12 protein-coding genes are annotated in these 12,039 nt (G+C 64.8%); 6 read left to right on the forward strand and 6 right to left on the reverse strand.

Annotated elements, in window-relative coordinates:
• Positions 1-1,847: flavin-containing monooxygenase (locus IC50_RS14985; protein WP_035705788.1), on the reverse strand; the 1,847-nt coding region annotated here is incomplete at its 3' end.
• A 229-nt stretch (positions 1,848-2,076) separates the two neighbouring features.
• Between IC50_RS14985 and IC50_RS14990 the strand changes: the two genes are divergently transcribed.
• Complete coding sequence (locus IC50_RS14990; protein WP_050991007.1) at positions 2,077-2,286, forward strand: hypothetical protein; 210 nt, start codon at positions 2,077-2,079, stop codon at positions 2,284-2,286.
• A gap of 75 nt (positions 2,287-2,361) precedes the next feature.
• Positions 2,362-3,831, forward strand: a complete 1,470-nt coding sequence (locus IC50_RS14995; protein ID WP_035705794.1) for a carboxylesterase/lipase family protein — start codon at positions 2,362-2,364, stop codon at positions 3,829-3,831.
• A gap of 7 nt (positions 3,832-3,838) precedes the next feature.
• On the opposite strand, the gene IC50_RS15000 is transcribed toward IC50_RS14995, so the two are convergent.
• Positions 3,839-4,018 carry a hypothetical protein gene (locus IC50_RS15000; protein WP_035705797.1) on the reverse strand — a complete coding sequence of 60 codons (180 nt, stop codon included), beginning with the start codon at positions 4,016-4,018 and terminating at the stop codon, positions 3,839-3,841.
• A gap of 156 nt (positions 4,019-4,174) precedes the next feature.
• On the opposite strand from IC50_RS15000, the gene IC50_RS15005 reads away from it, so the two are divergent.
• Positions 4,175-4,972: a DODA-type extradiol aromatic ring-opening family dioxygenase gene (locus tag IC50_RS15005; RefSeq protein ID WP_035705820.1), complete on the forward strand. Its 798-nt coding sequence runs from the start codon at positions 4,175-4,177 to the stop codon at positions 4,970-4,972.
• Between the two features lie 34 nt (positions 4,973-5,006).
• Here the strand turns inward: IC50_RS15005 and IC50_RS15010 are convergent, their stop codons facing one another.
• From IC50_RS15010 to glgC, 3 genes are all read right to left on the reverse strand, one after another.
• Complete coding sequence (locus IC50_RS15010) at positions 5,007-5,267, reverse strand: SemiSWEET transporter (RefSeq protein ID WP_035705801.1); 261 nt, start codon at positions 5,265-5,267, stop codon at positions 5,007-5,009.
• 64 nt (positions 5,268-5,331) lie between these two features.
• Positions 5,332-6,786 carry a glycogen synthase GlgA gene (glgA, locus tag IC50_RS15015; RefSeq protein WP_035705805.1) on the reverse strand — a complete coding sequence of 485 codons (1,455 nt, stop codon included), beginning with the start codon at positions 6,784-6,786 and terminating at the stop codon, positions 5,332-5,334.
• Complete coding sequence (gene glgC / locus IC50_RS15020; RefSeq protein WP_035705808.1) at positions 6,783-8,045, reverse strand: glucose-1-phosphate adenylyltransferase; 1,263 nt, start codon at positions 8,043-8,045, stop codon at positions 6,783-6,785. Before glgC ends, glgA begins: the two co-directional genes overlap by 4 nt.
• A gap of 335 nt (positions 8,046-8,380) precedes the next feature.
• Between glgC and IC50_RS15025 the strand changes: the two genes are divergently transcribed.
• From IC50_RS15025 to IC50_RS15035, 3 genes are all read left to right on the forward strand, one after another.
• Positions 8,381-8,809: a hypothetical protein gene (locus IC50_RS15025; protein ID WP_035705811.1), complete on the forward strand. Its 429-nt coding sequence runs from the start codon at positions 8,381-8,383 to the stop codon at positions 8,807-8,809.
• Positions 8,810-9,182: 373 nt separating this feature from the next.
• Complete coding sequence (locus IC50_RS15030) at positions 9,183-9,497, forward strand: septal ring lytic transglycosylase RlpA family protein (RefSeq protein WP_035705814.1); 315 nt, start codon at positions 9,183-9,185, stop codon at positions 9,495-9,497.
• Positions 9,498-9,543: 46 nt separating this feature from the next.
• On the forward strand, positions 9,544-10,713 hold the full coding sequence (locus IC50_RS15035) for a Gfo/Idh/MocA family protein (RefSeq protein ID WP_035705817.1): 1,170 nt from the start codon (positions 9,544-9,546) through the stop codon (positions 10,711-10,713).
• Positions 10,714-10,766: 53 nt separating this feature from the next.
• Here the strand turns inward: IC50_RS15035 and IC50_RS15040 are convergent.
• On the reverse strand, positions 10,767-12,039 hold a 1,273-nt coding region (locus IC50_RS15040; protein WP_035705823.1), incomplete at its 5' end, for an ABC transporter substrate-binding protein.

A 12,039-nucleotide genomic window follows, 5' to 3' on the forward strand; every position in this document is an offset into this window, starting at 1 on the left:
GTGCCGTCGACGATCTCGCCGATTGGCCGTCCTGCCGGGCGGCTCTTGTTGAACTCGGTGACGAAGGCGCGCGCGCCTTCCGCGCCCATCGACTCGATCGGCGGCAGGTTGAGCGTTGCGAGCAGGTTCAGCACCAGGCGCACGTCTGGCTGCAGTCGCACCACCTCGCCGTCATTGCACTGCACGGCGCCATTGGGGCCGGTGAGCCTGAAGCCGAGCATGCCGCGACTGACGACTTCGTCACAGATGCTGCGATAGGGACCGACGCCGCCGGTATAGGGCATCAGGCCCTGCACCTTGCCGGGCACGTTGGCGCCGGTGTACCAGGTGTTGGCGAGCCGGTGCAGCGTCAGCATCGAACAGTCGGCCATGTGCCTGTTCCAGCCGGCCTGCGCCGTCTCGGTCGGCTCGATCGTGGTGAACCCGGCATCACGCAGCGCGGCCAGGCGATCGACCACCCAGTCGACATGCTGCTCGATCGACACCGCCATGTTCGACAGCACCGACGGGCTGCCGGGGCCGGTGATCATGAAGAAGTTCGGGAAGCCCTCGACCGTGAGTCCGAGATAGGTCTGCGGTCCCTGCGCCCAGACGTCAGTTAGCGACTTGCCGCCGCGCCCGGTGATCGGATGCACGGCGCGGATCGCGCCGGTCATTGCGTCGAAGCCGGTCGCGAACACGATGACATCGAGGTCGAAGCTGCGCCTGTCGGTGGTTATGCCGCTTGCGGTGATCGCCTTTATCGGCTCCTGGCGCAGATTGACCAGCGTGACGTTCGGTCGATTGTAGGTCGCATAATAGTTGGTATCGAGACACGGCCGCTTGGCGCCGAAAGGATGGTCATGCGGCGTGAGCGCCGCGGCGGTCTCGGGATCCTTGACGGCGGCGCGGATCTTCTCGCGGATCAGGTCCTGGACGATCCGGTTGCCGTCGACGTCGACGGCCTGGTCGGCCCATAGCTGCGTCAGGATATAGACGAGATCGCCCTTGCCCCAGGCCTCCTCGAACCGTACGCGGCGTTCGGCGTCGGTGAGCTGCCAGCTCACGGCGGTCTGCTGCGGATAGGGCACGCCGGCCATCGACTGGCGCGCCTGCTCGCGATAGGCAGCGCGGTCGCCCTGCAGCAGGCCCGTGCGGTCGGAGGGAGCGGGGCCGTTATGCGCGGGCAGCGCGAAATTCGGCGTGCGCTGGAACACGGTCAGATGCGCGGCCTGCTCGGCGATCAGCGGGATCGACTGGATCGCCGACGAGCCCGTGCCGATCACGGCGATGCGCTTTCCGGCGAGATTGACGCCGTCATGCGGCCAGCGGCCGGTGAAATAGACCTCGCCCTTGAAGTCCTTGACGCCGTCGATCTCCGGCGGCTTCGGCGCGGAGAGGCAGCCGGTGGCCATGATGTAATGGCGGCAGGAGACCGGAGGGCCGTTGTCGATGGTGAGCTGCCAGCGCTCGGACGCTTCATCCCATCTGGCTTCGGTGACCTTGGACTTGAAGCGGATGTCGCGCCTGAGATCGTAGCGATCGGCGACGAAGCCGAGATAGCGCAGGATCTCGGGCTGGGTCGCGTATTTCTCCGACCAGCTCCAGGCCGTCTCGAGTTCCGGATCGAAGGTGTAGCTGTAATCGATGGTCTGGATGTCGCAGCGCGCCCCCGGATAGCGGTTCCAGTACCAGGTGCCGCCGACATCGTCGGCCTCTTCGAGGGCGACCGCCGAGAAGCCGGCCTTGCGCAGGCGATGCAGGAGATAGAGCCCGGCAAATCCGGCGCCGACCACGGCAACATCGACCTGCCGGGCTGTTCCACTTGCCGCCTTGGACTCACGTGCGGCGACCATCGCGTCAGGCATGGCATTCCTCCCGTGTATCTTGTTTTGCCGGCAGGCTAACGCTGCAGGCCCGGCTTGTCATCAGAGCAAGTGCAATCTTCGGTAGTCGCTTGCGGCGTCATCGTGGCTGGGCGAACATTGCGCCAATGCACGCACCGCGATGCACAATCGCCGGGATTGTCCGGGGTAATCAGACCACATCCTTCTGTGTATGCTTGCGCTTACAAGCCACGCGTACTGACTGGGCGCCATGACAGAGTTTAGTGAGCGAACCAAGGCGAACATGGACGTCGTCCTGGAGGAGACGTGCCGCCAATTGCCGCACGGCGGCGATCACGACAGCCGCAGATTCATCGCCGAGCGCCTGATCGAGGCGGCGCAGTCCGGCCACTCCACGCTCGGCGAACTCGGCATCGTCGCTCGGCGCGCACTGGCGGAGTTGATGCACAAAGGCAGCTAGTGCGGGCGCGAGGCTTGCCTCGCTGACGGCCCTCGACATAACCTGCCGTCAGCCCTTGATCGAGACCCTTCGAAGATGCGGTCCTTGCTTGCACTTGTTGCGGCTTCCGCAGTCCTGTGTTGCGTACGATCGGCTGTGGCTCAGTCGGTCGGACAGTTTCCATTCGCGCTGACGCGTGAAGGACAGATGCTCGGTGCCGTGGAAGGCGAGGTGGCGTCTTTCAAGGGACTGACCTACGCGGCGCCGCCGGTCGGCGCGCTGCGCTGGCGCCCGCCGCAGCCGACGCCGGAAAGTTCGGAGATGCGCACCGCCTACGAGTACGGCGCGCCGTGCCTTCAGCCGGCGCTGCCTGATGCGAGCGAAGACTGTCTCACGCTGAACGTGTTCCGTCCTTTCGGGGTCGACGGTCCGCTGCCGGTGATGATGTTCATCCATGGCGGCGGCTTCGTCAGCGGCACCGCGAACGATCTTCGGTTCGACGGCGCCAGGCTGGCGCAGGCCGGCCTCATCGTGGTGACCGCCAATTATCGCCTCGGTGCGCTTGGCTGGCTCGTTGATCCCGCTTCGTCGGAAGGCGGCTCCGGCAACTACGGCCTGATGGACCAGGTCGCCGCGCTGCATTGGGTTCACGACAACATCGCGGCGTTCGGTGGCGATCCTAACAACGTCACCTTGTTTGGCAGTGGCGCAGGCGCGACGTCGATCGCGCTTCTGATGCTGTCTGCGCAAACGCGTGGTTTGTTCCAGAAAGCCATTCTGCAATCGGTGCCCGGCCGCGCGCGCCTGCGCCCGGCGCAGGAGGCGGAAGCGGTGGGCCGGCAGTTCGTGGCCGCGCTTGGACCGAAGGAAGATTTGCGCTCGGCCGAGCCGCGGCGCCTGCTTGCCGCCGAAAAGCAACTGCTCGAGAAATCGCCCCGCAGCTTCGCGCCGATGATGGATGGACGTCTGGTAGCCGAGGACCTTGCGCCAGGCTTTGCGGCCGGACGTCAAAGCCGCATTCCCCTGATCATCGGCTCGAACGACGACGAGACGGGCCTGGACGATGAGGTCGATATCAAGAAGGAGCTCGCGTCGTCCGGCATTCCCAGCAGCGAACTGCGTAAGCTCTATCCGGACCTCGCCAGACCTTCGGATCTCGCGGCAAGGTTCTACACCGACAAGGTCTTCTCGGAGCCGGTGCGATTGCTGGCTCGCCTGCATGTCGCAAGTGGTGCGCCGACGTTTCGCTATCGCTTCGCCTATGTGCCGGAGGCCCGGCGCGCAAATCCGGAAGCTGGCCACGAGCGGGAGTTGCAGTTCATCTTCGGTGCGGAAGGCGTTCCCGGCGCGGGCATCCTGTCGCGACGTGATCGCGCGGTCGCAAGCCGCGTGCGCGCCTACTGGATCAATTTCGCGAGGACCGGCGATCCCAACGGACCCGACCTGCCGCGCTGGGACGCGGCCAGCGGCGATCGCCTGCTGCTGATCACGAACGATCGCATCGCGAGCGGAGACGACCCCATCGCGGAACGTCTGGATCGGCTCGCAGGTGAGGGCAGGAATTGAGTTGGATCTAAGCCGCGAGCTCCACGCGGGGTGCCGGCGTCAGCCGGTCTTCTTCCAGATAGTCCATCGCGCCGTCCTTCTCGACGGCGTAGAACTGCCGGCCTTCCCTGGACTTGAAGGCGGCGCGGACGACGCCGCGGCGGCCCTTGTCACTGTTGACGACGTCCCCCAGCGCAAACTTCCTCATCTCACGTCTCACTTGTCTTCAGGCCGACTGCTTCGGCCACACCGGGGATTCTGAGCGGCAAATCGTTAACGACTTGCTAACCATGCTGCTTTGCCTATGCTCGCCGCCGATCGTGCGGACAGTTCGCACGCGCCCGTTGTCAACGAGACGAGCCCCATGACGAGATTTCCGACCCTCTTCCTGTCGCATGGCGGCGGCCCCTGGCCCTTCATGGAGGACAGGCGCGTGCAATATGCCAGGACCGCCGAGGCGTTCGGTCGTCTGCCGCAGCTTCTCCCCGAGAGACCGAAGGCTGTGCTCGTCATCACCGGACATTGGGAGGCCGATGCCTTCACCGTGTCCACCTCGCCGCATCCGCCGATGGTCTACGACTATTACGGTTTCCCCGAGCATACCTACCACCTCAAATATCCGGCGCCGGGCAAGCCGGAGCTCGCTGCGCAAGCGAAGGCGCTGCTCGCGCGCGCGGGCCTCGATTGCCGGGAGGATCCCAACCAGGGTTTCGATCACGGCACTTTCGTTCCGCTCGGGCTGATGTATCCGAACGCCGACATGCCGATCGTGCTGCTCTCGCTGAAATCGACCTACGATGCGGCCGAGCACGTCAAGATGGGACAGGCCATCGCCTCGCTGCGCGACGAAGGTATCCTGATCGTCGGCAGCGGGCTGACCTATCACAACATGCGCGGCTTCAACCGGCCGGAGTCCAAGCCGGTCTCGTACGACTTCGAGGCCTATCTGAACGAGGCGATCAGCAGTCCCGATGCGGCGCGTCGCAATGCGATGCTGATTGCCTGGGAGAGCGCGCCCAGCGCGCGTCTTGCGCATCCGCGCGAGGACCATCTGCTGCCGCTGATGGTGGCTGCTGGTGCTGCCGGCAGCGACGTCGGACGCCGTGTCTTCGTCGACGAGGTCGCGAACGTGGCGATGGCGTCGTATGTGTTCGGCGGGTGACGCTTCCTTCTCCCACAAGGGGACAGGGTCGTCCTCACCCGTATTTCAGCTTCATGAACAGAATGCCGCCGGCGAGCAGCATGGTGATGGCGTTGGCGGCGACCAGCGGCGCATCTCCGCTGAGGAGGCCGTAGACGAGCCAGAGCGCCAAGCCCAGCACCATGACCAGGAACATGCCGAGCGAGATGTCGCCGGTGGAGCGCGTCTTCCACACCTTGATGGCCTGCGGCGCGTAGGCCACGGTGGTGCAGGTGGCGGCGGCAAAGCCGATGAGCTTGATCACGAGGGGTTCCATGCCGTTTCTATAGCATGGATTCGACGATGGTTATGCCTGGAGCCTCTTTCGTTCCGCCAACGCTCTAGGCCCGCGTCGCCATGACATCGCGATACAGCGCGGCATAGTCGCCGGCGCGGTTGCGCCAGGAGACGTCGGTCGCAAGCCCGCTTCGTTGCAGCCGGCGCCAGGTCGGCTTGTCGTGGAAGACGATGTTGGCCTTGCGCAGCGTGCCGGCGAGGGCATCCACCGTCACAGGAGCGAATTTGAATCCCGTGGCATCGTGGCCGGACGCATCGGCTTCGCCGATATCGACGATGGTGTCTTCGAGGCCGCCGACGCGGGACACGATCGGCACGGCGCCATAGCGCAGCGCGCAGAGCTGGGTCAGGCCGCACGGCTCGAACCGCGAAGGAACGACGAGGGCGTCCGAGCCGGCCTGGACCAGATGCGCCAGGATTTCGTCATAGCCGATCACGACGCCGATGCGGCCGGGATTGGCGCGGGCCGCGGCCTGATAGCGGTCCTGCAGATCGCGGTCGCCGCTGCCGAGCAGTGCGAGCTGCATGCCTTCGCCCAGGATGGTCGGAATGGCCTCGAGCAGGAGATCGAGCCCTTTCTGCCAGGACAGCCGGCTGATGACGCCGAGCAGCGGCGCCTCGTCGGAGGAATCGAGGTTGAACTGCTGCTGCAGCACCGCCTTGTTCGCGGCCCGGAACGTCAGGTCCTCCGCGCCGAAGCGGTAGGCGAGGTGCGGATCTCCTTGCGGATTCCACACCGATATGTCGACGCCGTTGAGGATGCCGCTCAGCACGCCGGACCGCTCGCGAAGCAGACCACCGAGCCCCATGCCGCCTTCGTCGCTCTGGATTTCCTTCGCGTAGGTCGGCGATACCGTGGTGATGCGATCGGCGAATCGCAAGCCCGCCTTCAGGAAGCTGATGCCGCCGAAATATTCCAGGGCCTGAACGTTGAACGCATCCCAGGGCAGGCCGATCGCACCGATCAGCTCGCGCGCGAACCTGCCCTGGTAGGCCATGTTGTGAATGGTCATCACGGTGCCGGGCCGCGGACGATCGTCGTAGTGCAGATAGGCCGGCGCGAGCCCCGCCTGCCAATCGTGCGCGTGCACGATGTCGGGCACGAAGGCCGGAACGAGGCCATGGCCGATATCGGCGGCGATGCGCGACAGCGCCGCGAAGCGCACGCCGTTGTCCGGCCAGTCGATGTCCTCGGCGGTGACATAGGGGTTGCCGGGCCGCGCATAGAGATGCGGCACGTCTAGCACGAACAGGTCGAGCCCCTCATACGAGCCCGCCAGCAGCCGTCCGGGGCCGCCGAAATAATCCGGCCAGCGCCGGAGCTCCTCTGCCCCCGACATCAGGCGCATCACGTCGGGATAGCCGGGCATCAAGGTCCGCATCTCGACGCCATGCGCCTTCAGCGCAACCGGCAGCGCGCCGGCGACATCCGCAAGGCCGCCGGTCTTGACGAGGGGATAGACTTCAGAGGCGACCGCGAGGACGCGAACAGGCGTCATGTATTGAGCCTGTCGATCATCGGCTGGGTGATCAGCGAGATGCCCTGCTCGGTGGTGCGGAAACGCTTGCCGTCGAACTCGGGATCCTCGCCGACGACGAGACCCTCCGGGATCTCGACGCCGCGGTCGATCACGACGTTCCTCAAGCGGGCACCGCGACCGACATTCACATAGGGCATGATCACGGCGTTCTCGACATTGGCGAAGGAGTTGATGCGCACGCCGGTGAACAGCAACGAGCGGCGCAGCGATGCGCCGGAGATGATGCAGCCACCGGAGACCAGCGAGCTCACCGCCTGGCCGCGCCGGCTCTCCTCGTCGTGGACGAATTTCGCGGGCGGCGTGATCTCGGCATAGGACCAGATCGGCCAGGCGCGGTCGAACAGGTCGAGCTCCGGCACGACGTCGGTGAGGTCGATATTGGCGGCCCAATAGGCATCGACCGTGCCGACGTCGCGCCAATAGGCGCGCTCGTCGCTGCCGGAGCGGACGCAGGAGGTCGAGTACTGGTGCGCCATCGCGCGTCCGTTCTTGACGACGTAGGGGATGATGTCCTTGCCGAAATCGTGGTTCGAGTTCGGATCCTCGGCGTCGCGCTTGAGCTGGTCGAACAGAAATTTTGCGTCGAATACGTAGATGCCCATGCTGGCGAGCGAGACCTCCGGCTTGCCCGGCATCGGCGGCGGATCCTTCGGCTTCTCCAGGAACGACTGGATCCAGCCGTTCTCGTCGACATGCATGATGCCGAAGCCCGAGGATTCCGCCCGCGGCATCTCAAGGCAACCAACGGTGACGTCGGCGCCGCTCTCGACGTGCTGGCGCAGCATCACCTCGTAGTCCATCTTGTAGATGTGGTCGCCGGCCAGCACCACGATGAAGCGGCAGGCGTGGGATTCGATGATGTCGATGTTCTGGTAGACTGCGTCCGCCGTGCCGACGTACCACATGGTCTCGGAGACGCGCTGGCTGGCGGGGAGGATGTCGAAACTCTCGTTGCGTTCGGGGCGGAAGAAGTTCCAGCCCATCTGGAGATGGCGGATCAGGCTGTGCGCCTTGTATTGGGTCGCGACCGCGATCCGGCGAATGCCCGAGTTCACCGCGTTCGACAGCGCGAAATCGATGATGCGGGACTTGCCGCCGAAATAGACCGCGGGCTTGGCGCGCCGGTCGGTCAGCTCCAGGAGCCGGCTGCCGCGACCGCCAGCCAGGACGAATGCCAGCGCCTGACGGGCAAGCGGCTCGGGTCTCGCGGCACTCATGTCATCCTCCCACAACTCTGGCGCTCGCGAGAAGCCTCCCCCGGCCGCGCACATTGGAACCGATAGTAATGGCACGAATAGTAAATCGTGAAGGTGGTTGTTGGTTGCGAATGCACGGGAAGCTTAATGCTTTCCGGATGATCGGGCCTCAGCCGCCGTCGCGCCGGTGTCACACGCGGCGAGGTCGTTGGCCTTCGCCGGGCACCGGTTGATCAGAACGGAGGCACGCGTCTTGTGCGGTGCACGCAAATTCCAGGCTTTGACTTGGCGCAACGATGCCCGATCATGATGCTGCGATCCTTTTCCAAGCGAAAGGTCAGACAGGGAGTAAGACGATGAGGATCTGGAAGATGGCAATTGTCTGTTCGCTGGCCGGCGTGGTCATGGCGGTCCAGATCGGGCAGGCCGCGGCGGGCCCGATGCCGACCAACGTCGCGACGATGAAGGCTGCGGCCGGCGACAATGTCGCGCAGGTGCATTGGCGTGGCGGCGGATGGGGATGGGGTCTTGGTGGTTTCGCCGCCGGCGCGATCATCGGCGGCGCCCTCGCGGCCGGCGCCCCCTACGGCTATTATGGCGGCCCCTACTATGGCGGCTATGGGTATCCGGGCTACGGCTATGGTTATGCCCCGGCGTATTACGGCTATGGCTACGGGCCGGGCTACGTCTATCCGCGATATTATCGGCCCTATCGCCCGTATTACAGCTATGGCTATTACCGGCCGTACCGGGTCTATCGCCGTCACTATTACCGCAGATGGTGAGCACCGCGCGGCTAGAACGAGAGCCACACGATCAGGCTCGTGCATATTGGATGCGTGAGCACGATTGCAGCGAGATGCAGGTGGGCCGGGCTTGAGGCGAAGCCCCGCGCATCTCGGTGTCTTTCGTCGTGCCATATCTGATCTCGCGCTGGTCCGCGCGGTGAGTTTCGTTGGGCGAGAATAAGAATCGATTTGACCGAGGCCCGTTCGGCAGATGCAGAGCATCGAAGTCCGCAGGCTGGTTGCAGGCTGGTTCTTCACGAACGGTAACAATGTGTGATGGCACCGCCGCCCATCGACCGGCGATCTTCCAGGAACCTTTGGGAACAAAGCGACGTTGCAGCGCCGGGCAGGCCAACCGGGGAGCGGTGCCGTGCGAGCGCAGCCAACACTATTGCTTGGTCTCGTAACTTCGTCTCTTGCCTTCATGTCCGTTGCAAATGCCGAAAGCGGGCTCGCCTCCTATTACGGATACGGGAAGGCCGGCAGAGGCGGCGAGTTGACTTGCGCCCATCGCACGCGCCCGTTCGGCAGCGTGCTTAGGGTGTCCTATAGCGGGCGCACGATCCAATGCCGCGTCAACGATCGCGGTCCCTTCATCCGCGGGCGCATCGTCGATCTCTCGGTGCCGGCCGCCCGCGCGCTCGGCATGATGAGCGCGGGCGTGGTGCGGGTCTCGGTGGAATAGGCGTCTGAGCGCGCTATAGTGCCGCCCCAAAGCAAAGGGGGGCGCCATGGCCAGGATAAGGGTGGGACTCGTCGGCTGCGGCTTCGTGTCGGAGCTGCACATGTATGCGTTCCGGCGCGTCTACGGCGTGGACGTCGTGGTCGTAGCGGTTGCGGCGCGTGGCGACCACGTCGTTGAGTTCGCTGATCGGCACGACATCCCGCGCGTCCATCGCAGCTTCGCCGATCTGATCGCGGACGCAGATATCGACGTCGTCGACATCTGCACGCCGCCCAGTCTTCATGCCGGGATGATCGTCGGCGCGATGCAGGCCGGCAAGCATGTGATCTGCGAAAAGCCTTTCGCTGGCTATTTCGGCCGCGAGGGCGACGAGCAGCCGATCGGCAAGCACGTGCCGAAGGCGCTGATGTATGAGCGCGTGCTGGAAGAGATGGACGCGACGCGCGCCGCGATCGAGCGGACGGGAAGACTCTTCATGTATGCCGAGGACTGGATCTACGCGCCGGCGGTGACCAAGACCGCGGAGATCATCAAGGCGACCAGGGACAAGATCCTGTTCATGAAGGGCGAGGAAAGCCATTCCGGCTCGCACGCGGCCCATGCCGCGCAATGGGCGATGACCGGCGGCGGCTCGCTGATCCGCATGGGCTGCCACCCGCTCTCGGCCGTGCTCTATCTCAAGCAGGTGGAGGCCAAGGCGCGCGGCGAGAGCATCCGCGTCGCCAGCGTCACTTGCGACGTCGGCAACGTCACAGCCGGCCTCAAGCCCGAAGAGCGCAGCTACATCAAGGCCAATCCCGTCGACGTCGAGGATTGGGGCACGCTCACGGCGACCTTCTCCGACGGCACCAAGGCCACCGTATTCTCCGGCGACATGATCATGGGCGGCGTGCGCAATCTGATCGAGACCTATACGAGTGGCGGCTCGCTGGTCGCCAACATCACCCCGAACACGCATCTGATGAGCTATCAGACCAGCGAGGAAAAGCTCGCGGGCGTCTACATCACCGAAAAAGTCGACCGCAAGACCGGCTGGCAATATGTCTGTCTCGAGGAGGAATGGACGCGCGGCTATCTCCAGGAGATCCAGGATTTCATGGAATGCGTCGCGACCGGACGACAGCCGCTGTCGGACCTCGCGCTCGCCTATGAGACGATCAAGGTGAACTACGCCGGCTATTGGGCGGCGGAGGAGGGGAGAAGGGTTGTGCTGTAGGGGCGCGCTTCTCTTACCCTGCCCTGGAGGGGGAGAATGCAGCGCGCCGCCCCCTATGCCCCGTAGGTCGAGCCCTTCGGCAGCGGGAATACCGGGTCCTTTGTCCTGATGTTGGTCGGCCACACCACCGAGATATGCTCGCCCGCGTTCTGCATCACCACCGGCGTCGAGCGTTCGTTCTGGCCGGAGAGCGGCGTGCCCGGCGGGAAGAACTTGACGCCGTAACCCTGGATGGTGCCGCCGGCGGGAATGTCGACGTCGAGCGCCGCTTTGCGGACAGCCTCGGGCTCGAAGCTGCCGTACTTCTCCTTGGCCACCGGCAGCACGTTGTTGAGCAGCACCCAGGTCTGGTTGAAGCCCATCGAGCAGTGTGGCGGCACGTCGGTGGCGCCGGTCTTGGCCTGGTAGCGCGAGACCATGGTCTTGATCAGATCGCCCATGCCCGGCGCGAGCTTGGCGGGATCGAGCAGCTGCGCCGGCACCGGGTCGATGTTGCAGAAATTGTCGATATCGGCCCCGAAAGTCGCGCGCAGCTTGTCGAGTTGGCTGTAGCCGGCGCCGGCCCCGAACAGCATCTTGAAGCGCAGGCCGCTCTCGCGCGCCTGGCGCAGGAACAGGGTGATATCAGGGTTGTAGCCGGCATGCGAGATCACGTCGGCCTTGGCGCGCTTGATCTTCGTGACGAGCACTGAGAGGTCGGGCGCCGAGGCCGAGTAGCCTTCACGCAGCACGACCTGGATGCCGGCCTGCTTGGCATAGGCTTCGTCGGCCGTGGCGACGCCGACGCCGTAGGGACCGTCCTCGTGGATCAGCGCGACCTTGACGTCCTTGGGGTCCATGCCGAGCTTGGCTTTCGCATGCTCGTTGATGAAGCTTGCAAAGGCCTGCCCGTATTGATCCGAATGGATTTGCGCGCGAAACACGTATTGCAGGTTCTTGTCCTTGAACACGGCGGTCGAGACCGCGGTCGTGATCCAGAGGATCTTCTTCTGCTGCTCGACCTTGGCCGCGAGCGGCACCGCATGCGAGCTCGCATAGACGCCGTTGAGGATGTCGATCTTCTCCTGGCTGATCAGGCGTTCGGCCTCGTTGATCGCAACGTCGGGCTTGCTCTGGGAATCCGCGGCGACTGGAACAACCTTGGTCTTGCCGCCGATACCGCCCTTCTCGTTGACGAGATCGATCGCGATCTGTGCGCCGATCGAGGAGGCGACCGAGCCGCCGGCGGCGAACGGGCCGGTGAGGTCGTAGATCAGGCCGATGCGCAAATTCTCGGCTTGCGCCTGGGCCCGTGTCCAATCGAGGCTGAGTGCGGCGGCGGCAGCC

Origin of the sequence: Bradyrhizobium genomosp. I (2014) (assembly GCF_000261685.1) — a bacterium.
GTDB lineage: Bacteria > Pseudomonadota > Alphaproteobacteria > Rhizobiales > Xanthobacteraceae > Bradyrhizobium.